The sequence below is a fragment of the Enterobacter cloacae complex sp. FDA-CDC-AR_0132 genome (genome assembly GCF_003010695.1).
Classification (GTDB): domain Bacteria; phylum Pseudomonadota; class Gammaproteobacteria; order Enterobacterales; family Enterobacteriaceae; genus Enterobacter; species Enterobacter ludwigii.
This window is the reverse complement of the sequence record NZ_CP027618.1, coordinates 4,740,486-4,763,333: the sequence shown is the minus strand read 5'-3', so window position 1 is coordinate 4,763,333 and position 22,848 is coordinate 4,740,486. Positions and strand designations below refer to the sequence as shown.

Genomic DNA, 22,848 nt, shown 5'->3' with positions numbered 1-22,848 from the left:
GTGAGTATTATTATTCCTGGTTCTTTCCCGGCACGACGACTGCGCCGTTCTCGCACCCATTCTTTCAGTCGCCGTCTGGTCGCTGAAAATCAGCTGACCGTAGATGACCTGATTTTACCGGTATTCATTATTGAGGGGCAAAACCTGCGACAGGAAGTGCCGTCGATGCCGGGCGTATTTCGTCTGTCGGTTGATATGTTGCTTCATGATGCCGCGCAATTTGTTCAGGCAGGTATACCTGCTATTGCACTATTTCCGTGTATAGAAAGTTCTGCTAAATCGCTGATGGCAGACGCTTCGTGGGATCCATCCGGTTTAGTACCGCGAGCTGTAAGGGCGCTGAAAAAGGCTTTTCCTGAACTCGGGGTGATAACTGACGTTGCTCTTGACGCCTATACGACACATGGTCAGGACGGCATCACTGACGAAAATGGATATGTACTTAATGAGCCGACAAAAGAAATTCTCACCAGACAGGCGCTTACCCACGCCGAAGCAGGCGCAGATATTGTCGCTCCAAGCGACATGATGGATGGCCGCATCGGTCATATCAGACAAGCGTTTGAAACGAATGGACTGCTTAATATCCAGATAATGGCGTATTCAGCAAAATACGCGTCGAACTATTATGGTCCTTTTCGCGAGGCGACGAAATCTGCTGTATCACTGGGTAAACGGGACAAAAAAAGCTATCAGATGGATCCGGCGAATGCAATGGAAGCTATGCATGAAATTGCCCAGGATTTGCAGGAAGGGGCAGACATGGTGATGGTTAAGCCGGGCATGCCTTACCTGGATATTATCAGGGAAGCCAGGAAAACTTTTGCAGTACCCGTCTTTGCCTATCAGGTTTCAGGGGAATATACGATGCATATGGCCGCTTTCCGAAATGGTTGGCTGGACGAAGAAAAAACGGTGCTTGAATCACTTATGTGCTTCAAACGCGCCGGGGCGGATGGAATACTGACTTATTTTGCCAATACAGTAGCCCAGTTGCTTAATCAACATAAACGGGAATATTGATTCCCTGTTGACAAAATTCCTTAGTCGCTAAGCAGGAGCACCGCTGAGAGTAAACGTCATAATCAGCGAGAATTTCTATACTTTAATTCTTATCTTTATTGCGAATTCTGACGAATCGTTTGTATCAGCCCAATAATCTGGAGGAAGCAGTTATGGTCGAAACCAGTAAACAGGACCGTATGCCTTATCTACTTTTCCTGTGTGAAAACCGCATTCTTGCACAGAATATCGATGGTCATGTCATTGATCTTGGTGGATTAACCAAACAAAACGGCACCATTGACTGGCTTCTGGATAGCAATAAGGAAAAGGGGGAAAATCTCAAAACAGAAATCGAAGCGCTGGAGGATATTGCCAATAAGATAGATTTTCTTTTTCTTGATGGTCAGTTTACCAGCCTTCCTGACATATCGGCTGAATATAAAGATAAGCTTACATCAGCCCCTTCAATGGAAATCGTATTGAATGAACTTGGCGATAAGCCATAAGAAAGCCCAACGTCAGGAAGCTGATAAAAAGGAGGAAAGGCATGTCGGTCAAAAAAATAGCAGTTATTGGTGCAGGCGTACTCGGCCTGTCCGTGGCCCGCTCCCTGGCGCAACAGGGAGCAAAAGTCACTGTTTTTGAGCGTAGCCATGTGGGGGCGGGGACAAGCAGCACGACTTTTGCCTGGATTAATTCAAATGGCAAAACACCAGAAAGTTATCATCATCTCAATGCCCTGGCGATTGACGAACATATCCGGCTACAACAGGAACGGACTACAGAAGGTCATTGGCTAAAAGCGACTGGGACTTATGAATGGGCGGCTGGTGCGCCAGAGCAAAAACGGTTACAAGACCGGGTCAGCCGTCTTTTGGAACTGAACTATCCTGTTCAGAACCTTTCCGCAGATGAACTTAAGCGCAAAGTTCCTGAAATCCGCGTGGGATCTCATGCCGGAGATATCTGGTATTTTCCAGGTGAATGCTTACTGGTACCTTCCGTTTTTATGGCATGGCTGGTGTCCGAGCTTCATGTTCATAACGCCGAACTGAAAACACAAAGCGAAGTGACAGAGTTAACTGAAGAAAAAAATAGGGCAGAGATAAGCCTTGCCAATGGCGAACGTTGGCAGGGAGACAGTATAGTCATTGCGGCGGGAAGATGGTCTGCCGAACTCGCTTCGCTACTTGGGCAGCAACTGGCAATGATCGATCCGAACCAGCCGAATAAAATCGCATGTGGTTTTCTGGGCTATACGCGCCCGGTGTTAACCCAGTTACAGGCGAATTTAATCACGCCAGGGTTAAATGTCCGGCCAGAAGGAGGGGGGCGATTACTGCTTCAGTGTCCCGACCTTGACAGCTTTGCCAATCCTGCAAATCCGGCACCGGTAGATAGCTATATCGGTGAAGAAATGCACAAAAGGCTACGGAAGCTATTTAATAATATGGAAATGGCACAGCTGGAACGTATAGCTGTTGGGCGGCGTTCCCGACCGGCAGATGGTCTTCCAGGGCTTGGTTATATCTCTGGTAAGCGACGAATCTACCTCATGGTGACGCACAGTGGTATGACTCTGGGGCCGTTGATCGGACGGCTTTGCGCGGAAGAGATTCTCCACGATAAGCGTTCTTCGCTTTTGAGTGATTTCTCTCCTGAAAGATTACTTGGGAAAACGGCAAAGGATTTTCCTGCTTTTACTACGTTACATTTCCCGGCTGCACAGTAATTTTTCAGTCGATGTTCACCACTGAAATGAGGATCAGAAAGCTAATAAACTAGATCCTGTTCAGCGGCATTAACAAAAAGCCTGTCCAACATGGGCAGGCCTGAAGCGTTTAAGCTTGCAAAAATACGACAAGGTGTGTGATGTCAGGCTATATCTGGCCATTATAGCCCGCGTACGCATTGGTTACAGTCAGCCAGAACGCCTTCTGTAGAGGAACATCACTACCCAATAGTATCATTTTTTTGTGGGTGTGTTATGTTATTTTATAACATCCAGGCTCATATTCCGCATACCGAAAGATAACTAGTTGTTATGCGTTTTCTCATACTGTAGTTTCAGAGGAAGATTTAACAAGAGGTTAACATGAAAATCAGTAAGATAGTTGCATTCTCCCTGACAATGGCTTCGACTCCGGCTCTGGCATTTCAGGCGAAAGATACGACTGGTTCAGATCTTTCAGGAAAGCAGTTGCGCGCAACAGAAGACAGCATCATCAGTAACTTTTACAGCCAGCATAGCAGGCAGTTTCAGACGACGACTTTAGGAACCTGTGCTGCTGTGGCAGTACCTGGATGCAATTGCCCTTTCTGTTCAATGTTGCGTAATCAAAAGCTTTGAGAGAGTTAAATAAATATATTACTTGTAAGAGCTGAAAGCTGAAAAGATTCTGGTGTAATCAACTAGAGCAGTAAATGCTGTAAAGTGAGGTGAATAGTATGAAAGGGAATTTGATATTCATGGATGTTATTCCCAGGGTAAATTCAAAAAGATTATTAAAGCCAGAAAGTAGATCTGCTATCAGCAGATCTACTATGAAAGGCGTTGTTAGGTTTGACAAGTATTAATGAGCGTGATCATCATGATGATGAGCTTCATGATCGTGATGTTCACCATGTACTTTTCCTGAACCGCCGACTGCAACAATATTAAATGGCTGCCCTTCGACGCTAATTTCACTGGTCTTTTTAAAAGAAGTAGCGTCTAACACAATAATTTTACTTTTCAACGGATCGGTGACGTAAATTTTATTGTCAGCGACTGCGATTCTCGGCCGTGGATCATTCCAGTGGCCATCCATTGAATAGGGATCAGTGACACGCACTGACTGCGAAATTTCCCCTTTCAGGACATCTATTTGATTAAGCTTTCCGTCTTCTGTAAACACATAGGCGAATTTCGCGCGTACCGGGTCTACAACGAAATGGACTCGACGGGTAGGCAACTGAATCAAACGGAAGCTATCCGATTCGGTAGGATCGACCAGAATAATCCGGTCTGGCCCATAATTACCGATAAAATATTGCATTCCCTTACCACCGATCAAGGTGGATGTGCTTCCCTCTGGCAACGTTTTCGCGTAGGGAAGGTGCCTGATAACCGGTGCCGCATTTTTTTGCGTAATCAGCAGGAGGCCAGTCTCACATGATAGGGCAAAAGTATCACCCGAGCCGGCTGAGCCGTGAAGTCCGGGGCATAAGGCATCATCACCCACTTTTTTACCTTGCAGGTCCACCACGCGAGCGCCGACAGGTCGTTTTGACGCATCATCAGGGTTGGGAATGGATACGACAGCATAATTATCGTAAGGAACAGCAACGCCGTGATGTGGCGCAACAACATTTACTTTCGTTATATTCTTCTGACCTTTAAGAACGGCGCTTTCACCCAGGATTTGCGCGCTATCTTCCCCGTCAAACCACTGGGCAATTTTGCCCTGACGTTCAACAAAATGACCAGGTTTTTTACCCGTTAGTTCCAGCGGTAATAATTTGGGAGCGTCAATATCAATGTCTGCATGATCTCCGTGATCATGGAAAGCAATGCCTGAAGCGATTGTAGATACTACGCCAGCACTACCCTGGATAGCGAAAATTGTGGCACCACTTTCGCTGCGAGATAAATTTGCAGGGCCTTTAACATTAAATGTTGCGAGCTTATCTCCATCCAGTGCATCAATAACATTCACAACGGGTTTATCATGATCGGCGATGAACAGACGCCATGCGGTTACGTCTTCATCTGCGAAAGCAGGCATCACAGAAAGGCCCAAAAGCAGCGTTGAGATTGAAGTAGATAATAAGCGTTTCTTCATAATGTTCTCCATCATATATAAAACTGTTCGGCGGGTATTTATGGCTGGGTATTACGGCTATTGCTCGCCGCTGTCGCAATCGCCGTTACGTTATGTTCCATCATTTCCAGGTAGGTAGAAGCCGGTCCTCCTGGTTCTGACAAGGCATCTGTATAAAGCACGCCAGCCACGTTAAGGCCAGCTTCTCTGGCAATTTGTTCAACCAGACGTGGATTGGAAATATTTTCAGAAAAAACAGCTGATGCGTTATTTTCTTTAATTTTCTTAAGTATGCCGGCAACGTCAGCGGCAGAGGCCTCTGATTCGGTGGATATACCCTGAGGGGAAAGGAAATGTATACCATATGCCTGTTCAAAATATTTGAATGCATTATGGCCTACGACGACAGTACGCTTTTCCTGTGGGATCGTAGCGACAGTCTTAATAATTTTATTTTCCAGATCCGCAAGTTTTGCATCATAAGCACGGGCATTAGCCTGATAAAAATCACAATTACTTTTATCTTGTGCACAAAAGGCTTCTGCAATATTTTTCACATATATTCTGGAATTCCCTACTGATTGCCAGGCATGTGGATCAAACGGTGCAGCATGAAAGACCGCTTTACCGTCATAAAAATGATAGTGTCCGCCTGCCGGGTCCTGGAGAATATTTGCTCCTTTTGTTGTTTCAATTACCGGTGCGGAAGTTTCACTTGCCTCGATCAACCGTGAAATAAAGCCTTCAAGTTGTAAACCATTTACCAGTATGACATCCGCTTTAGACATAGCGATCGCGTCAGCAGGAGAGGGCTCATAAACATGGGCATCGCCATTAGGGCCGACAATAGTACGCAGTTCGATGCGGTCCCGACCGATGTTTTTTGCCATATCGCCAATAACAGAAAAGCTTGCTATGACATTAATTTTCGCTTTCGCCGGGAAAGTAAAAAGTAAAAAAAGCATTGATGTCGTCAGGATGCATAAAGATATAAAACCGGGTTTTCTCATTAAATAATTTCCTCGATTTGTAGTGAAAAGATTAACGAAGTTTTTTTAAGTGGATGTTTTTCACCATCATGGCAGCAGCAGAGACAAGATACATAATTCCCACAGATAATATGATTGACGGTCCTGAAGGTAGTGAAAAATGAAATGAAAATAACAAACCGCTTATACATGCAAGCATTCCTATCAGGACAGAGGCTATGCACATTGTTGCTACACGTCTCGTCCAGAAACGAGCCGTCACAGCTGGCAAGACCATTACCCCGACAGAGAGCAAAGTGCCGAGTGCCTGAAAACCAGCGACAAGATTCAGTACCACCAGGGCCAGGAAAATAAAATGGACTGGCGATCCCAATCGTGAAACGGAGCGAAGAAATAAAGGGTCAAGGCACTCAGCAATAAGTGCGCGCCAGAATATAGAAACCAGCAGAAGTGTGAGCAGCGCGACAGAGAAAATTAACAACAGCGCTTCGTGATTGAGTGCAAGCACAGTTCCAAATAGGACATGCATAAGATCCACGCTTGAGCCTCGAAGCGATACAATGAGCACGCCGACTGCGAGTGAGATTAAATAAAAAGCAGCCATTGAAGCGTCTTCTTTTTGCACTGTTAAGCGGGAAACCGCCCCTGCAAAAATAGCGACTATCAGCCCTGCGACAAGCCCACCAATAGTCATCGGTAATATATCTAATCCGTAGAGTAAGAAGCCAAATGCAGCACCGGGCAAGATAGCATGTGACATGGCATCACCAACCAGACTCATACGGCGTAATGTTAAAAAAACGCCAACCGGGCAAGCGCTTAAACAAAGCAGAAATGAACCATAAAGCGCCCGGCGCATAAAACCGAAGCCGACAAAAGGTGCTAGAACCCATTCATGAAGCCAGTTCATGAATGTGTAGCCTCATGTTGCCCAGGTAAAGCACGTGCTGTGCCCATATTCTGTGCCGGTAGAAGTGAGGTATGGCGCAGAACTTGTTCTGTTTCGTCCCATGCCACTAATTTACCGTTTAACAAAATGGCCTGTGGAAAATGATTTCTAACCAGACCGATATCATGCATGACAGCTAAGACAGTACGTTTCTGAGCATGCCAGCGGTTTATCAGCACAAGCAAGTCATCAATAGTAGTGGCGTCAATGGCATTAAAAGGCTCATCAAGCAAGATGATGTTTGCCTGTTGAAGAATGACCCGTGCGAAGAGCGCGCGTTGAAGCTGCCCCCCGGATAATGCACTAAGCTGTCTTTTTTCAAACCCTGCTAATCCTACTGATCCCAATGCATCAGTAAGCCGTTTACGATCCTCAATTCTGTGATGACGGAATAACCCTCTTTCAGGCCATAAACCTAGGGAAACTAAATCTGAAACAGTTGCAGGGAAAGTGCGATCCAATTCCGATATTTGTGGCAGATAGGCAATGCGCGCCTTTGGTTCTACGGTACAGGAGCCACTTAACGGAGCCAGAATCCCTGCGATACCTTTAAGCAGTGTTGACTTACCAGAACCGTTAGGGCCGATGATGGCTGTAAGGGACCCTTTTTGTATCGTCCCGGTAATATTTTGTATCGCAGGTAAACCCTCATAACCCAGCGCCAGATTTGCAAAACGCAAAGAGTAGTCGTGCATGACATCCATTCCACATAATAAGTTACTTTTTGTAACGTTATAACATAACAAATGTAATGTAAACGTTTAATCGATTTTTTGATATGGAACGTGCATGTACGAAGCCAGGCTTAAGGTAGCGTTAAAATTGATAATCGTTTCAGCGAGTAAGAGAAAACATAAAAGGCTAAGGTTAATTCCTTCAGATAACAGCGAGATTAAATATTTGATACCTAGGGAATGTTGGGAGGATCAAGCTGTTGCCATAAAAAATGGTGCCCAAAAGGGCACCAGATGCATCAGGTACCGATTATCCCGCCATTCGATTTAGTGATAACGACTGTTGAAGAACGTGGTCGTCCGTCTGATCTTGAATCTGGCCAGTTGGAGATAGCCCGAGGGTTGCTCGGATCGGTAATGTCGTCGCCGCCTTCGCCGGGATGCTGGATATTAATAAACAGCGTACGGTTGTCCGGCGTAAAGGCGATACCGGTAATTTCACACCCGCGTGGCCCGGTCAAAAAGCGGCGATACTCATTGGTGCCGGGCAGGGTCGCTATCATCTGGTTATTCCCCATCCCTTCATACGCCTTTTTATTAATCGTACTGGAGGAAACATCAGTCTGGATCCACAGCACGCCGCGGTGATCGAAGGAGAGCCCATCAGGGCTGCCGAATTCTGCCCCCTGCATGGAGCCTTTCGCTTTAGGATCGTCACTGTCAGTACGCCCGGCGAGCACCAGAATATTCCACGTAAATTTCGCTGAGGCGGGGTCTGCCCTCTCTTCGCGCCAGTGCATGATATGGCCGAACTGGTTGTTGGCGCGCGGGTTGGCTGCGTCAACCGGGGCTTTGCCCTCTTTACCGCGATCGGAATTGTTGGTGAGCGTGCAATACACGCTGCCTTTCGCATGGGTATCAACGGCTATCCATTCCGGGCGATCCATTTTTGTTGCGCCCACCGTATCGGCAGCAAGGCGCGTTTTGATCAGCAGATCGCCCTGATTGTCGAAACCCTTGCTTGATCAAGGCCATTTTCACCGAAGATTAGCGGCAGCCAGTCGCCGGAACCGTCGTCATTGAATCTGGCGACATAGAGCGTGCCTGACTCCAGCAACTGCATATTTGCCTTGCGATCGCCAGGGTCATATTTGTTCTCGGAGATGAATTTATAGATGTATTCAAATTTCTGATCGTCGCCCATATAGACCACAACGCGATTATCCCCCGCCAGCGTCACGGCGGCACCTTCATGCTTAAAGCGACCTAATGCGGTATGTTTGCGCGGTGTGGAGGTCGGATCGTAGGGGTCAATCTCCACCACCCAGCCAAAGCGGTTCGGCTCGTTGGGCGTTTTATCGACGCTGAAACGTTCGTCAACCTCGTTCCAGCGGTAGGATTCATCGCTATCGCTAATGCCGTAGCGCTTCTCCAGCACGTTACGCGGCGCTTTTTTAACAAAAATATCCGACCAGTTCTCTTCACAGGTCAGGTACGTCCCCCACGGGGTTTTACCATTGGCGCAGTTTTGCATGGTGCCCAGTACCACTTCGCCTTGCGGATCGGCGGCGGTTTTCATCAACGCCTGATGACGCGCCGGACCGCTCAGTTGCATTGGTGTATTAACGGTAATGCGACGAGCAAAGCTGGAGGGACGGACTACCTGCCAGCCCACGTTATCTTTTTTCACCTCGATAACTGATATACCCATCGCATTCTGACCCTTACGGGCCTTATCAAGATCCCAGTTGGCGGTACCGTCTTTAAACAGCATGCCGTTATCAATGTACTCATGGTTGAGCGCCAGCAGACCGTGTGCCGGGTTCTCTTTGCCCTGCGGCAGGCTAAACCAGGCCATGCCGTCATGGTGCATACCGGCCTGCGCCGCCTGTTCGTCGGTGGTGTTGCTAGCGTCGAATTTAAATTCCGGCAGATTACCCTTTATGCCCACAGCATCGCCCCAGCGATAAAACGGACGGGCTATATAGCCTTCCGGCACGGTGACAGTGTCTGCTGTCGAAACGGGAATGCTGGTGAAGCCCAGTGACACCGCTTTAGATAATGCTGAGGGATTTGCCTTCGCCGCGAAGGCGTTTTCTGGCTTGACTAGATAAGGAAAGGAGACGGCAGCGCCCGCCACCATTCCCATTTGCAGAAAGCGGCGACGGGACATAAAAGCGCTGACTACCTCAGAAAAGACGGGGTTCACGCTGTGGTTACTGATCTCATCGCTGTGCTCCTTTTTAAACACCGATTTAAGGGGGCTGCTCATATCGTTTTCCTGTAATTTCCATAGATTTGCGTGGCAATACAGGACAGTTTAAAAAATATTTGTTACAAATTTATAACATGAGAAATAACGGAGGTTCAGGAGAAAAAGCTCACTGGCATTTTTGTATTACTGATAAATAAAGCCGTCCCCACCTAAGCGGAGACGGCTTCGTTATACTAACAATTCAGCGGTTCTCCTGAACCATCATATAAGGCGACACATATGCTTTTCTGCATATATCCAGATAGTCCGACCACCACTGCATCATCGCCTTGCGGGCTTCCAAGTGTTCTGCCTTGTGAATATAAGCCATGCGCACGGTATTGCGCTCCTGATGACTCATCTGGCGTTCTACTGCATCCTTTGCCCATAAACCCGATTCCATCAGCGCACTGCATGCCATCGCCCGAAAGCCGTGGCCACAGATATCCTTTTTCGTGTCGTAGCCCATCACCCGCAGTGCCTTATTGACCGTGTTTTCACACATTGGCTTATACGGGTTATGGTCGCCGGGGAAGATCAGTTCATTATTACCGGTGATATCCTTAATCTGTTTCAGAATTGCGATGGACTGTTCTGAGAGGGGTACGATATGCGGCATTCGCATTTTGGCCCCGCGGCCGGAATAACGCACTCCAATAATGGGTTCTCGCGTCGCGGGTATCGTCCAGACTCGGTTTGTGAAATCAATCTCTGACCAGCGGGCGAAACGCAGTTCACTGGAGCGAATGAACACATGCAGCATCAGCAGGACGGCCAACCGCGTCAGTTCACGGCCCTGATGATATGCCTCAATACGTTCAAGCAGTTCAGGCAGCCGCTCCAGTGGCAGGGCAGGATAGTGCCGTCTGACAGGAGGTGTGGTCACGCCGCCAAGATTTGCTGCCGGGTTCGTATCGATTAACCCCTGATGAACCGCATGGCGCATTATGTTACTCAGGTGCTGCCGCGTGCGGGACGCAACTTCCAGCAGACCTTTTTCCTCGATCCTTTTCAGCAGGTCAATGAAATGACGGGGTTTAAGTTCTGATACAGGCAGGTTGCCAATGACCGGAAAGATGTGATTGTTCATGCTGGCAAGCAGACGGTCAGCGGTGTTCTGCGACCATTTTCGGTTACTTTTATGCCACGCCAGCGCCACGTTTTTAAAAACTTTATCCGGTGTTCGTGAGCCACGTTCAGCAGCCCGCTGCTGTACCGGGTTGATATTCAGCGCCAGCATTTTACGGACACCTTCACGCTGCTGTCGCGCATCAGAGAGGGAGACGGCAGGATAGGCACCCAGCGCAATGCGCGATTCTTTACCGTTAATACGGTACTTGAGATACCAGTGACGTGAGCCACCCGGCTTGACCAGCAGATACAGACCGTGGGAATCGGAGACTTTAAAGGGTTTATCAGAAGGCTTGAGAGTGCGGATTTTCGCGTCGGTAAGGGACATATGGGGGTCGCTCCATTATCGAACTAACCTGACCCCAGATTTGACCACCAATTTTTCCCGATGCGGAGGGTAAAATCAAAATGCACCGGGAAGAGTTTTCACGCTAACCTGTTGAACCAACATCATATAATGATTCGCAAGGATGCATGAAAACAGCAAATTGGCTCCTCTGACTGGACTCGAACCAGTGACATACGGATTAACAGTCCGCCGTTCTACCGACTGAACTACAGAGGAATCGTGTGAACGGGGCGCATATTATCGACGTCAGCCGGCCTTGTCAAAGGATGGATCAACGCCTTTTGATCGTTTGCTGACAAAATCAGCAAAATGGCGTTTTTGACGCCGGAATGCACCGTAATGGTGCGCACATACCCCTAATGGGGCAGATCATAAACTGCTGTTTCAGTAATAAAACCGCTGCTTATGATTAGCTTTCCTTATTTTCAGCCGCTTAGCGACAAATCAGACCTCTTCGTAAAACTGGCATTCATATTGCAAAACCCTATCAACAATGAAAAGCCAGTACCGGCACAGCATTTCGAACAGGGGGCAAAATGAACTTAAGACGACTGAAATACTTCGTAAAAATCGTCGATATCGGCAGCCTGACTCAAGCGGCGGAAGTGCTGCATATCGCGCAGCCTGCGCTGAGCCAGCAGGTGGCTACTCTGGAAGGCGAGATGGATCAGCAGCTGTTGATCCGCACCAAACGTGGCGTGACGCCAACGGAAGCAGGCAAAATCCTGTATACCCATGCGCGCACCATCCTTCGCCAGTGCGAACAGGCGCAGCTGGCGGTGAATAACGTGGGCCAGACGCTGAGCGGCCACGTATCCATTGGGCTGGCTCCGGGAACGGCCGCGTCCTCTATTACCATGCCGCTGCTGCAGGCCGTCCGCGCAGAGCTGCCAGAAGTGCTGGTTTACCTGCATGAGAACAGCGGTTCTGTGCTGAATGACAAACTTCTTAGCGGCCAGCTGGATATGGCGGTGCTGTACGACCGCTCACCGGTGGCCGGGATCACCAGCCAGCCGCTGCTGAAAGAAGATCTCTACCTTGTGGGCACCCGCGACTGTCCGGGGCAGAGCGTCGATCTGACGGCCGTAGCAGAAATGAATCTTTTCCTGCCACGTGACTACAGCGCGGTGCGCGTGCGTGTGGATGAAGCGTTCTCCCTGCGCCGCCTGACGGCAAAAATTATCGGTGAAATTGATTCCATCTCCACGCTAACCGCCGCTATAGCCAGCGGTATGGGTGTGACCGTCCTGCCTGAATCCGCAGCACGTTCGCTGTGCAGCGCGGCAAACGGCTGGATGGCGCGCATCACCACGCCTTCGATGAGCTTACCGCTGTCGCTGAATATGTCCGCGCGCGGATCGCTGTCACCTCAGGCGCAGGCGGTAAAAGAGATTCTGATGTCGCTGGTCAGCAAACCGTCTCTGGAGAACCGTGAGCTGCAGCTGGTGAGTTGATATTCCATAAAAGCATAAGATGCTGGTTTTTATTATTTGTTCTGCAGGTCGGCTGACTCTAACAATAGCGTTATGTCAGATGCGCCGGAGTGAATCGTGAATTTCCAGCAACTTAAAATTATCCGTGAGGCGGCCAGGCGGGACTACAACCTGACCGAGGTCGCCAATATGCTTTATACCTCTCAGTCCGGCGTCAGTCGCCATATCCGCGAGCTGGAAGAAGAACTGGGGATAGAGATTTTTATCCGTCGCGGCAAGCGTCTGCTTGGCATGACGGAGCCGGGCAAAGCCTTGCTGACCATCGCGGAGCGGATCCTCAACGAGGCCAGCAATGTGCGTCGCCTGGCGGATCTCTTTACCAATGACGCCTCGGGCGTCCTCACTATCGCCACCACCCACACCCAGGCGCGTTACAGCCTGCCGCCGGTGATTAAAGCCTTCCGTGAACTTTTCCCTGACGTCCGTCTGGAGCTTATCCAGGGCACACCGCAGGAAATTGAAGTGCTGTTGCAAAACGGTGGGGCAGATATCGGCATTGCCAGTGAACGCCTGAGCAACGATCCGCTGCTGGTGGCTTTCCCGTGGTTTCGCTGGTACCACAGTCTGTTACTTCCCGTCGACCATCCGCTGAATCAGGTCACTCCCCTGACGCTGGAAGATATCGCGAAATGGCCACTGATTACCTACCGGCAGGGTATTACCGGACGCTCGCGCATTGATGAAGCCTTTAACCGCAAAGGCTTAACGCCGGATGTGGTGCTGAGTGCACAGGACTCTGATGTAATCAAAACCTACGTCGAGCTGGGGCTGGGCATTGGTCTGGTGGCGGAACAGTCCGGTGGTGAACGCGAGACGGAGAGCCTGGTACGACTGGATACGCGTCATCTCTTTGATGCCAATACCGTATGGCTCGGCCTGAAGCGTGGACAACTGCAGCGCAACTATGTGTGGCGCTTTATCGAACTCTGCAACGCCGGGCTGTCCGTGGATGAGATTAAACGTCAGGTGATGGAGCCAGAAGAAGTGGCGATTGATTATCAGATTTAAGCCCCTTATAGCACCCGTCCCCGTCGACAAGAAGCACAAGCCTGCAATTAAAGCAGGCTTTTTTATTGAAACCGTTTAATTTCCTGACCGCTTGTTCTCAAGAATACCCTGATGAATAACGATACCCTGTGACGTCATAAGATTGTTTTATATTGAAATGTTTCTCATATTTTCCATTGGGTTACATATAAGAATAAATAAAGAAATATGATTCTTTTAGATGAGGATAATATTCGCGTGCGGCAAAAAAAGGGCTGAAAAGTCCCATAACACGCCGAGCGAAGCGTTAACTAAAAGGGTACTTTTTAAATGCCGCCTGGTTTTCGAAAACGTCGGCTACCGCCTGAATTCTTTTAAAATCCCCGGCGTTAACGACGTGAGGGATCATTGACTGAATAAATGTCCAGATAACCGTACTGGTAACAGCAACCTGATCGGCCACCGCGTTTTCCGGGCGCGCTTCCAGCAGCGCGTTCCATTCCCGACAGGCAGCCAGCAGCTGGACGGTAATACGTTCTATCCACGGATTATGTTGTTTCTCCGCCGGGCGCAGGTTGTGTTCGTACACATTTTGCACAGCTTTCTCCGCGGCGGCGAGGATAAAGCCCAGCGTCTGGAGATCGTTCGCCAGTGCATCCGGCGTCACGGGCAGGAGTCTCCGTTCAGGCGCGGCCTGAGCCTCAAAATAATTCAGTATGAGAGACGAGTCCATCAGACGTGTTCCATTCTCCAGAACCAGCGTTGGCGCTTTTACCGCAGGGTTAATCCGGGAAAATTCCTCAAATGTGCTGAATACGGACAACGGCTGGCTTTCAAACGCAACGCCATAAAGTTCCAGGGAGACCGCCACGCGGCGTACATAAGGAGAATCCATCATGCCAATCAGCTTTATCATGATTCCAGTTTTCCTGTCTGTGTGAAATAACGCTTCATTGAAGATGATAAACAGACATTACAATAAATTCGTTATGGCGAATATCATCAGTATCTTACGGCCTGAGTGAGTATTACTGACAGATTGGCCGGTTGACCTGCTCCCCGTTGATTAATACACCGCGATGTTAGTAATGTCTTCATAAGCCACATGAGGACATGCCCATGAAGAAGCGTTTTTCCGACGAACAGATCATCAGTATCCTCCGCGAGGCTGAAGCCGGGGTTTCTGCCCGTGAGCTCTGCCGTAAGCACGCCATTTCCGACGCTACCTTTTACACCTGGCGTAAGAAGTATGGCGGTATGGAGGTGCCTGAGGTTAAGCGCCTGAAGTCGCTTGAGGAAGAGAACGCCAGGCTCAAGAAGCTGCTTGCCGAAGCCATGCTGGATAAGGAGGCGCTTCAGGTGGCTCTGGGGCGAAAGTACTGACGACAGGGCAGAAGCGTGAAGCCGTGGTGTTGATGTGTGATGCGACCGGTTTGACGCAACGTCGTGCCTGCAGGCTTACAGGTTTGTCCCTGTCGACCTGCCGTTATGATGCTCAGCGTCCGGCTGCTGATGCACATTTATCAGGGCGTATTACTGAGCTGGCGCTTGAACGCAGACGTTTTGGTTATCGGCGCATCTGGCAGTTGCTGCGTAGGGAGTGCCTTCACGTCAATCACAAGCGGGTATACCGTATTTACCACCTTAATGGACTGAGCGTAAAACGCAGACGACGCCGTAAAGGGCTTGCGACCGAACGGTTTCCGCTTCTGCGCCCGGATGCGCCGAACCTTATATGGTTGATGGATTTCGTTATGGACGCACTGGCCAACGGTCGCAGGATCAAGTGCCTGACCTGTGTGGATGATTTCACGAAGGAGTGTCTGACGATCACCGCTGCTTTCGGTATTTCAGGCGTTCAGGTCACGCGTATTCTGGACAGCATCGCGCTATTTCGGGGCTATCCGACGACAATAAGAACCGATCAGGGCCCGGAATTTACCTGCCGCGCGCTCGATCAATGGGCCTTTGAGCATGGCGTGGAACTACGGCTTATCCAGCCAGGTAAGCCAACGCAGAACAGATTTATTGAGAGTTTTAACGGACGCTGTCGCGATGAGTGTCTGAATGAATACTGGTTCAGCGATATTCTTCATGCCCGGAAAACGATTAATGACTGGCGGCAGGATTATAACGAGTGTCGGCCACATTCGGCACTGAATTATCAGACGCCATCAGAGTTTGCAGCACGGTGGCGAAATGGAAAATGTGAAGGTAAACAAACCGACATTACTAACTGACGGTTGTAGCTAATACTGGGGGAAGGTCACCTGCACCGTAAAACGCCCGACCTGCGGATCGTAATAACGGAACAGATTATAGTGTAATCCCGTTTCACTGTCGGAATAGCGCAATGGCTGATGAGCGAGGGCTGTTTGAAAATCATCCTCAACAAAAGAATTAAGTTAGAATAATGGCTTTCACGAATGTCATGAAATGATTACAAGTGATTGTCCTCGCGAGACTAACGTCTGTTCATATCCTCAGTTAATTTCTGATGAAGATGGCGCTGAAAATAGTTTAATACAGCCTGCAACCCTTAAAAATAGTGTGCAGGCTGTCTGGATAAATGTCAGAAATCTAAAAAATCATCATTCTCAAGGTAATAGTTTAAAGCATCAATAAAATCTTGATTACTGGCAGAAGGTTTTTGTTCGATTACTGATAAGATTACATCAGCAAACTGCTCACCAGAATAAATATATGATAAATCTCTGCTAGCCGCATCTTGCGGATAGACTTCTTTATCGTTTTCATCTACCTGTGGATAACCGGAGACAAAATATTCTTTTTCTCCGAATAACTCTCCGTCTGAGCCATAAATGCAAAAATTATCATCTTCACAACGCGATTTAACCATGATATCAATTATATCTTTCAATTTCATATGGTTACCTTTAATCGACATACTATCCCCTTTTTATTTAGGTTTAGCTACAAATTTTTCTACCAGTAGGACCATCAAGCTTACCTTGTCGTCCAGGTTTTCCACCACCCCATATATCACGTCCACCTTTACCAGTTGGATGATATAAAGAATGATTAGATCTGTGGTCTGCTCTGTCGACCAGAGTCAGTCTGTTTATATCTTCATGGTGATGCCAGGTTAATCCCGAAGGACTTCTGCTCATATCCCCATCTTTGAGCCAGTCATTTAGTTTTGGATATCTGTTGAGCATATCTTGGCGAAATTCCGGATTCGTCTCCATTTTCTGAACAAAATCCACATTAGCTCTGTTGAACTGGACTGCATCACTGGAATATCGATATTGAGGGTCAAGTGAATAATCATGAAAAATATGATATTCACCATTATTTGGCCTGTTAGCTAACCCCCACGGATCAATCCAACCCAGCGGATTCGGTGCATACTGATAAAGATTCCAGCCTCCCAGTAATCCAATCGGGTCCTGCACCGTAAACCGCCCAACCTTCGGATCGTAATAACGGAACATATTATAGTGTAATCCCGTTTCACTGTCTGCGTACTGCCCGGCATAGCGCAGTGGCTGATGAGCGAGGGCAGTTTGCTGCGTGAATCTGTGGAAGCCTTCCGTCTGTCGTGCAACCTCACCAAAACTCCCGTAATGACCGCTCCACCGGAGTTGTCCCTGTTCATCAGTGATATCCAGCGGTGCACCGTTCAGATCGGTTGTGAACCAGAGAACCTCTCCGCTGGTTTCGTCACGCAAATGGTCAATACGCGCCAGCGGGCTGTATGTTTCGTTCGGGTCGTAAACATATGTCTGACACTGTCCGTTCTGCTGCTGTTCCTGCAACAGCCGGTATCCCTGCCACAGAAAGCGGGTCTTTGTGGTGCCGTGTGGCATGGTGACCGTTTTGCGTGTGCGGCGGCCCAGGGCGTCATAATGGTAGCGGGCGGTAAAATTGCCTTCTGGTCCATTGCCCCCGGCCCGTATCAGGCGGTTTTCCGCGTCGTATACATAATGCTGTTCATACAGACCACTTCGGCGAAAGACCAGGTTACCCCACCAGTCGTATTTCATAAACAGGTTCTGCCAGTGCGTGAGGCGGTTATCCCTCAGCGACAGGGCAGGAAGGTCATCATCCGGCAGCAGGTTATCCGCAGCGTCGTACCGGAACCTCCTGTTACTGTGGTCCGGACGGGCTTCGTAGTGCCTGAGAAAACGGCCTTCCTCATCATAGCCGTAAATTGTGTTGCCACGCAGGGTGTCACTGACGTCTGACAATTCTCCACGCCCGGTGTAGTTGAAGGCGCGTTCGAAGATTGTCTGTTCCGGCAGGTCGGGTGAGAAACTGCGCTGCCCGGTACGTCTGCTGAGACTGTCATACCGGCGGGTCTGTTCACGGGTTCCCTGAGTGCGGGCCACCTCCCTGTGAAGGCGGTCGCGTTTAAATTCAGAGATGATTTGCTGACCGAACCGGATGGCACTGACGTGTCCGGAACCAATTGTGCTTGGCGGTGAGGTGGCAAAGTATCTGGGGGCTGGATATTAATCATGATTTGTTAATTGGTTTTCTACTGACTTTCGCCAGCTCGACAGATGTACAACGAAAAACCTGGTTAAGTAACGGGGTCAGAGCCAGAGAAAATGAAAGTCTGAGAAAAGAGCAAAGAAATAAAAATTATATAAAAATGCTCATGAAAAAGACGATATTAAGTTATATCATGAATCGGGAAGTGTTATTCAGCCTGATACAATGACAAAAAATACTGAAAAGGGAAAGGCAATGCAGCTTAATAACACTTTTTCCGCAATGCTCGAAAAGAAACTGACAGAGAAGAAAAATAAAAATGAATGAAATTAATTTGGAAGGTAGAGAAAACAATGATGAGGTCATTGCTGCAGCAACAGATCATATGGCTTTTTTTCTGTTCTCCATTCTCTCAGGTTGTTATCCGGAGATTGCGACATCTGAATTTGAAAACATCTTCAATGATGAGTTTAAGTTTGATATTGAAAGTTTTATTAAAAATTACAGGAAAAACGGTGGAAACATAATGACGATGTCGGGTAAAGATATCGCTCAGATATATTCAAATCAGCGGTTTCATGAAAAGTTGTCCAGAGCACTCGAACAGTGTAAAAAAGATAAGACAGCTTTAACTGCTATGAATCAAATAAAGGCTTTTCAGATATAACGCTGAACTGACTAAAACTTGTTTTGGTCTGTGAAGGGTTGGACAAACCCACCGGGTGCGGCAGGAATTAAATTTAATATTCAGTATTAACATTTTTTGCTTGAATGTCATTGCTGGATTTTATTATTAATTTTTCTTTACCATTTAGCCCCTTATAGAGGGGCCTTCCCGTTATCATTATTCTAATGATTTTTATTAGTTGCGAAATCAAACGGTCTTACTATAGAATTCTTATTTGCATCGAGAAAATCAGCCCACCATTGTAACATTAAGCGGCGCTGTTCAAGATGTTTGGCCTTATGTGTGTAGGCTGCACGGACATTGTTCTTTTCCATATGGCTCATTTGAAGTTCAACAACATCTTCTGACCAGATACCTGATTCAATCAGAGCACTACAAGCTAGGGTACGGAAACCATGACCGCACAAGTCGGTTTTGGTTTTATAGCCCATTTTACGTAGCGCCTTGTTGATTGTGTTTTCACTCATAGGCTTCATCGCGTCATAACAGCCCGTAAAGATAAAATCGTTATCATTGTTTACGCCATAAGTCAGCGTCTTTATCTCTTCAATAATGATTAGAGCCTGATTACACAGTGGCACGTAATGTTTCCTTCGCATTTTAGCACCACGAGCAGAATGCTTAATGCCTTCAATTGCTTCATGCTGTTCCGGGATGACCCAAAGCCCACCCTTAAAATCGATTTCTGACCATCTGGCGAATCGAAGTTCACTGGAACGCACAAACGTCAGGGGATTGAGCTTGATCGCCAGTAACGTGAGCCTGCTACGTCCCTGATAACCATCAATACGTTCCAGAAGTGCTGGTATATCTTCCAGTTCAATTGCAGGTCGATGTTCTGTCTGTGGCTTCTGTACTGCACCTTCCAGATCATAGGCAGGATTGAAGCGGATTATCTTTTGCTGAACAGCATATCGTAGGATAGCGGTAGCGTACTGTTTTACACGCATAGCGATTTCAAGATAACCGAGTGTTTCAATCTTCTTGATTGGAACCAAAAGATCACCCGTATCTAACTCACCTATATCTTTGTTACCGATATCAGGAAACAGGTAAGTTTCAAGACGAGTCCAGACTGAGCGCTGATAATCTTCTGACCAGTTAGTTTTGGTTGCAAACCAGCTTTTAGCAACGGTTTTAAAAGCGCGGGTATTGTTACGCTTTTCCATCGTGGTTTTGTTGTCAGCCTGTTTTTTAGCGCTGGGATCAACTCCTGATGCTAAAAGCTTTTTGGCTTCGTCGCGGCGTTGCCTTGCGTCTGCCAGAGAAACGGCAGGGTAGACACCTATGGAAAACACCTTTTGTTTCGCTTCAAAGCGATAACCCAACTGCCAGTACGTTGAACCGTTAGGATGTACCAGAAGGTAGAGGCCGAACCCACCAGTGAGCTTAACGGGCTTTTAAGCGGGTTTAGCATTTTTTACTTTAGTATCAGTAAGTGGCATGGCGGTTACCCCTGGATGCTGGTAAAAGAAAAACCGAACCAGCTTTACCAGCAAAAGGGTGTAGCTTCGAGTGTTTTTTACTAGACGTGAGTAGACAAGCTAGAAGGATTAACCAATTGATAGAAAGCAAAAAACCAGACGTCAGTAGACATCTGGTTTCTTTAAATTGGCTCCTCTGACTGGACTCGAACCAGTGACATACGGATTAACAGTCCGCCGTTCTACCGACTGAACTACAGAGGAATCGTGTGAACGAGGCGCATAGTATCGACCTCAGTTCGTCTTGTCAAAGGGGGAAAACGCACTTTTCGTTCGTTTGCCGACAATTTCAGCAAATCGCTGATTTTATAGCAAATTTGTGCTGAAATTACACAGCAAATTGCGCCGCCCGCAGGCGGCGCGCAGGATTAGAACAGTACGGAGTAGTTCAGACCAAACGTACGGCCACGGCCTTTATAAGTATACAGACCTGGTGCACCGTAGGTTGGGCTATACAGCCCCGGCGCACGCTGACCCCAGGCGGTGGTGTAGTCTTTGTCCAGCACGTTTTCCACGCTGAAGCTCACTTTACCCACCGGCAGGTCGTAGCTGCCCAGGAAGTCGACCGTGTTATAGCCATCGATCTTCTTACCGTCGGCATCTGACACGTCAAAGGTCTGAGTACTCTGCACGCGCAGGGTCCAGTCGCCCGGTGCCCAGTTGACCCAGGCGCTGGCTTTCGACGGGCTGGCGCTGTCTACAGTCAGCTTCTCCCATTTACCGTTTTCGCGGGTTTCAGACTTAATGGCGTTAAAGTTCGCGCCGGTGCTCCAGTCGCTGTCGGTGAAGAAATAGTCCACCTGGCCTTCAATCCCGTAGATACGACGTTTGTCGTCTTCCAGGTTGATGGTCATGTCCGTTTTGTTGATGGTGATGGTTTTATCCGAGAGCGAGTAGTACGCCGCAACCTGCGTGCGCAGGTTATCGCCGGTGTAGCGCCAGCCCAGCTCATACGCGTTAACCTTAATGCCGTCCAGCGTCGAGTCGTTAACGTTCACGCTGTTCAGCAGGCGATAGTGCCCGTCGACAAGCTGGTAAGTACCGGAGCCGTAGTACTTCGCCAGGTCCGGAATTTCGAAGCCCTGGGAGAAGTTAAACCACAGCTGCTGCTGTTCGGTCAGACGGCCAAGGATCCCGGCGTTGAACAGGAAATTGTTGTAATTGGTTTTCCCGCCCGGTACCGCATCAGCCGATGTGGCTTTCCCGTTAGCGATGGCCTGTTGCTGGGTATAACCAACGAAGTCATCCACCTTGTTTTCGGTGTACTGATAGCGCACGCCGCCGCTCAGGGTAATGGCATCAATGTCGTAGCTGGCCTGCAGGAACGGGGCGAGGTTGGTAATGCTGTAACCCGGGTAACGGCCAACGTTATAGGCGTTCTCCAGATCCATACCGCCGCTTGCTGCCGCTTTGTCCAGATTGAAGAACTGCTGGTTAGCGTCGAAGGTTTCGTGGTCAGCATCCACACCCCAGGTCAGCGTTAAATCCTCCATCGGTTTGCTGTTCAGCGTCAGCTTGCCGCCGTAAAAATCGGTTTTCTGCTGCGACGCACCGATGCTGCTCACCACGCCTTTGGTCAGTGTCGAGAACGGGTAGTAGGTCAGGCTTTCGTCACGATAGTAAATCTGTGCGACCAGATCCTGGCCCCAGAAATCGGTGTTGGAGTACTGCAGGTTAATCAGATGCCGCTCTGTGCCCGGCAGGCGGTCAGAGTTCAGGTTGCCTTTATTGTAGGCTTTGGCATCACCCGTAACCGCGGAGAAGTTTTCCCCGAGGAACAGGCCGTGCTTCCCGTCGGACTCGCTCTTGTAGTATTGCGTCGTAAGCTGCAGCTGCTGGTGATCGTCGATGTTGAGGGTGCCTGTTCCCATCACATCCAGACGGTCGGAATACTGTAATCCGGTCTGGGTGTTATCAATAATCACCTCGTTGCCTTTGCCGTCGTACCAGCCGCCGTAGCGCTGATACGATACTGACAACCGGCCATAGGCATTGTCGTTGCCGCCGCTCACCGCGGCTGACACGTTCTCATCATGATCGTTATGGCTGTTAAAGCCACTCTTTGCTCCTGTCTGGAACTCCACTTCGGTATCCGGCTGGCCTTTTTTGGTCACGATATTCACCAGACCGCCGGTGCTGCCGCCGCCGTAGAGGGACGTGGCGCCGGAGATGACTTCGATACGGTCAATGTTGAACGGATCGATGGAGTCGAGCTGGCGGCTGTCGCTGCGGGAGGAGTTCAGGCGCACGCCGTCCACCATCACCATCATGGAACGACCGCGCAGGTTCATACCGTAGTTGGTGCGGCCCTGGCTGCTGACGTCCATGCCCGGGATCAACTGCGCCAGCACCTCTTTAATCTCTTTTCCACCCTGAACCTGCTGTTCAATCTCAGCACGCTCAATAACCCAGGTAGTCTGCGCCATCTCCGCCACGCTGCGGTGCGAGCGGCTGGCGGAGACAACAATATTTTCTTCCTTTTGTTCTTCCGCCCACGCAGAGGTAGAAAGCATTGCAAGCAAGCAAGGATTTAAAACCCAAAGATGAGAACGTTTCATTGTTATGTAGTTCCTGAATGTGTGTG

The 22,848-nt window shown here is 48.7% G+C and carries 16 protein-coding genes, 2 tRNA genes and 4 pseudogenes; 8 read left to right on the top strand and 14 right to left on the bottom strand.

Features of this window, described 5'->3' with window-relative positions; all coding sequences use genetic code 11:
• The 4 genes from hemB to AM379_RS23125 all read left to right on the top strand — a co-directional run bounded on the left by hemB (position 1) and on the right by AM379_RS23125 (position 3,355).
• Entirely contained in the window at positions 1-1,023 is a 1,023-nt protein-coding gene (gene hemB / locus AM379_RS23140) for a porphobilinogen synthase (protein WP_004175376.1), read from the top strand.
• A 152-nt stretch (positions 1,024-1,175) separates the two neighbouring features.
• On the top strand, positions 1,176-1,511 hold the full coding sequence (locus AM379_RS23135) for a hypothetical protein (protein WP_000230473.1): 336 nt from the start codon (positions 1,176-1,178) through the stop codon (positions 1,509-1,511).
• Positions 1,512-1,552: 41 nt separating this feature from the next.
• Positions 1,553-2,737: an NAD(P)/FAD-dependent oxidoreductase gene (locus AM379_RS23130; protein ID WP_024622770.1), complete on the top strand. Its 1,185-nt coding sequence runs from the start codon at positions 1,553-1,555 to the stop codon at positions 2,735-2,737.
• Between the two features lie 363 nt (positions 2,738-3,100).
• Positions 3,101-3,355, top strand: coding sequence for a hypothetical protein (locus AM379_RS23125; protein ID WP_001419900.1), 255 nt, complete (start codon positions 3,101-3,103; stop codon positions 3,353-3,355).
• Between the two features lie 223 nt (positions 3,356-3,578).
• On the opposite strand, the gene aztD is transcribed toward AM379_RS23125, so the two are convergent.
• The 7 genes and pseudogenes from aztD to AM379_RS23090 form a co-directional block, all read right to left on the bottom strand.
• Positions 3,579-4,829, bottom strand: a complete 1,251-nt coding sequence (gene aztD, locus AM379_RS23120) for a zinc metallochaperone AztD (RefSeq protein WP_000746719.1) — start codon at positions 4,827-4,829, stop codon at positions 3,579-3,581.
• A gap of 38 nt (positions 4,830-4,867) precedes the next feature.
• Positions 4,868-5,818: a zinc ABC transporter substrate-binding protein AztC gene (gene aztC / locus AM379_RS23115; RefSeq protein WP_004175378.1), complete on the bottom strand. Its 951-nt coding sequence runs from the start codon at positions 5,816-5,818 to the stop codon at positions 4,868-4,870.
• A gap of 31 nt (positions 5,819-5,849) precedes the next feature.
• Positions 5,850-6,707 (bottom strand): zinc ABC transporter permease AztB, encoded by an 858-nt coding sequence (gene aztB, locus AM379_RS23110; protein ID WP_001104308.1) that lies wholly within the window; start codon positions 6,705-6,707, stop codon positions 5,850-5,852.
• The gene (gene aztA / locus AM379_RS23105; protein WP_000544020.1) at positions 6,704-7,441 is read right to left on the bottom strand and encodes a zinc ABC transporter ATP-binding protein AztA; all 738 of its coding nucleotides are present in this window, start codon (positions 7,439-7,441) and stop codon (positions 6,704-6,706) included. The genes aztB and aztA overlap by 4 nt, the downstream gene beginning before the upstream one ends.
• Before the next feature lie 278 nt (positions 7,442-7,719).
• A pseudogene (locus AM379_RS23100) lies at positions 7,720-9,692 on the bottom strand (PhoX family protein).
• Between the two features lie 184 nt (positions 9,693-9,876).
• The gene (locus AM379_RS23095; protein ID WP_000059621.1) at positions 9,877-11,133 is read right to left on the bottom strand and encodes a tyrosine-type recombinase/integrase; all 1,257 of its coding nucleotides are present in this window, start codon (positions 11,131-11,133) and stop codon (positions 9,877-9,879) included.
• A gap of 161 nt (positions 11,134-11,294) precedes the next feature.
• Positions 11,295-11,370, bottom strand: a tRNA-Asn gene (locus tag AM379_RS23090).
• Between the two features lie 320 nt (positions 11,371-11,690).
• Here AM379_RS23090 and nac point away from each other — a divergent pair.
• Together nac and cbl are read left to right on the top strand one after the other, a co-directional pair.
• Positions 11,691-12,608 (top strand): nitrogen assimilation transcriptional regulator NAC, encoded by a 918-nt coding sequence (gene nac, locus AM379_RS23085; RefSeq protein WP_014170773.1) that lies wholly within the window; start codon positions 11,691-11,693, stop codon positions 12,606-12,608.
• Positions 12,609-12,704: 96 nt separating this feature from the next.
• Positions 12,705-13,655, top strand: coding sequence for an HTH-type transcriptional regulator Cbl (gene cbl / locus AM379_RS23080; protein ID WP_073396092.1), 951 nt, complete (start codon positions 12,705-12,707; stop codon positions 13,653-13,655).
• 286 nt (positions 13,656-13,941) lie between these two features.
• Here cbl and AM379_RS23075 read toward each other — a convergent pair whose 3' ends face one another.
• Positions 13,942-14,550 (bottom strand): glutathione S-transferase family protein, encoded by a 609-nt coding sequence (locus tag AM379_RS23075; protein WP_106504309.1) that lies wholly within the window; start codon positions 14,548-14,550, stop codon positions 13,942-13,944.
• Positions 14,551-14,753: 203 nt separating this feature from the next.
• Between AM379_RS23075 and AM379_RS23070 the strand changes: the two genes are divergently transcribed.
• Positions 14,754-15,874 (top strand): IS3 family transposase gene (locus AM379_RS23070; RefSeq protein WP_106504308.1). Its coding sequence is split into 2 segments (ribosomal slippage): positions 14,754-15,012 and positions 15,012-15,874, totalling 1,122 coding nucleotides; the frame shifts between segments, so codons are not numbered across the junction.
• Between the two features lie 30 nt (positions 15,875-15,904).
• Here AM379_RS23070 and AM379_RS24180 read toward each other — a convergent pair.
• The 3 genes and pseudogenes from AM379_RS24180 to AM379_RS23060 form a co-directional block, all read right to left on the bottom strand.
• Positions 15,905-16,012: pseudogene (locus AM379_RS24180) on the bottom strand (RHS repeat-associated core domain-containing protein); the annotation flags it as partial.
• 194 nt (positions 16,013-16,206) lie between these two features.
• Positions 16,207-16,542, bottom strand: coding sequence for a DUF7716 domain-containing protein (locus tag AM379_RS23065; protein ID WP_032678492.1), 336 nt, complete (start codon positions 16,540-16,542; stop codon positions 16,207-16,209).
• A gap of 22 nt (positions 16,543-16,564) precedes the next feature.
• Positions 16,565-18,064: pseudogene (locus tag AM379_RS23060) on the bottom strand (RHS repeat-associated core domain-containing protein); the annotation flags it as partial.
• 347 nt (positions 18,065-18,411) lie between these two features.
• Here AM379_RS23060 and AM379_RS23050 point away from each other — a divergent pair.
• Positions 18,412-18,759 carry a hypothetical protein gene (locus AM379_RS23050; RefSeq protein WP_106504306.1) on the top strand — a complete coding sequence of 116 codons (348 nt, stop codon included), beginning with the start codon at positions 18,412-18,414 and terminating at the stop codon, positions 18,757-18,759.
• Between the two features lie 182 nt (positions 18,760-18,941).
• Here AM379_RS23050 and AM379_RS23045 read toward each other — a convergent pair.
• From AM379_RS23045 to AM379_RS23035, 3 genes and pseudogenes are all read right to left on the bottom strand, one after another.
• Positions 18,942-20,225: pseudogene (locus AM379_RS23045) on the bottom strand (tyrosine-type recombinase/integrase).
• 167 nt (positions 20,226-20,392) lie between these two features.
• Positions 20,393-20,468: transfer RNA gene (locus AM379_RS23040), tRNA-Asn, on the bottom strand.
• A gap of 164 nt (positions 20,469-20,632) precedes the next feature.
• Positions 20,633-22,822 carry a TonB-dependent siderophore receptor gene (locus AM379_RS23035; RefSeq protein WP_106504305.1) on the bottom strand — a complete coding sequence of 730 codons (2,190 nt, stop codon included), beginning with the start codon at positions 22,820-22,822 and terminating at the stop codon, positions 20,633-20,635.
• Positions 22,823-22,848: the final 26 nt, after the last annotated feature.

What these genes read in the sequence shown, in the direction of transcription:
- AM379_RS23135 (WP_000230473.1), top strand. Translation starts at nt 1,176, where the DNA reads ATGGTCGAAACCAGTAAACAGGACCGTATGCCTTATCTACTTTTCCTG.
- AM379_RS23130 (WP_024622770.1), top strand. Translation starts at nt 1,553, where the DNA reads ATGTCGGTCAAAAAAATAGCAGTTATTGGTGCAGGCGTACTCGGCCTG.
- AM379_RS23125 (WP_001419900.1), top strand. Translation starts at nt 3,101, where the DNA reads ATGAAAATCAGTAAGATAGTTGCATTCTCCCTGACAATGGCTTCGACT.
- aztD (WP_000746719.1), bottom strand. Translation starts at nt 4,829, where the DNA reads ATGAAGAAACGCTTATTATCTACTTCAATCTCAACGCTGCTTTTGGGC.
- aztC (WP_004175378.1), bottom strand. Translation starts at nt 5,818, where the DNA reads ATGAGAAAACCCGGTTTTATATCTTTATGCATCCTGACGACATCAATG.
- aztB (WP_001104308.1), bottom strand. Translation starts at nt 6,707, where the DNA reads ATGAACTGGCTTCATGAATGGGTTCTAGCACCTTTTGTCGGCTTCGGT.
- aztA (WP_000544020.1), bottom strand. Translation starts at nt 7,441, where the DNA reads ATGCACGACTACTCTTTGCGTTTTGCAAATCTGGCGCTGGGTTATGAG.
- AM379_RS23095 (WP_000059621.1), bottom strand. Translation starts at nt 11,133, where the DNA reads ATGTCCCTTACCGACGCGAAAATCCGCACTCTCAAGCCTTCTGATAAA.
- nac (WP_014170773.1), top strand. Translation starts at nt 11,691, where the DNA reads ATGAACTTAAGACGACTGAAATACTTCGTAAAAATCGTCGATATCGGC.
- AM379_RS23075 (WP_106504309.1), bottom strand. Translation starts at nt 14,550, where the DNA reads ATGATAAAGCTGATTGGCATGATGGATTCTCCTTATGTACGCCGCGTG.
- AM379_RS23065 (WP_032678492.1), bottom strand. Translation starts at nt 16,542, where the DNA reads ATGTCGATTAAAGGTAACCATATGAAATTGAAAGATATAATTGATATC.
- AM379_RS23050 (WP_106504306.1), top strand. Translation starts at nt 18,412, where the DNA reads ATGAATGAAATTAATTTGGAAGGTAGAGAAAACAATGATGAGGTCATT.
- AM379_RS23035 (WP_106504305.1), bottom strand. Translation starts at nt 22,822, where the DNA reads ATGAAACGTTCTCATCTTTGGGTTTTAAATCCTTGCTTGCTTGCAATG.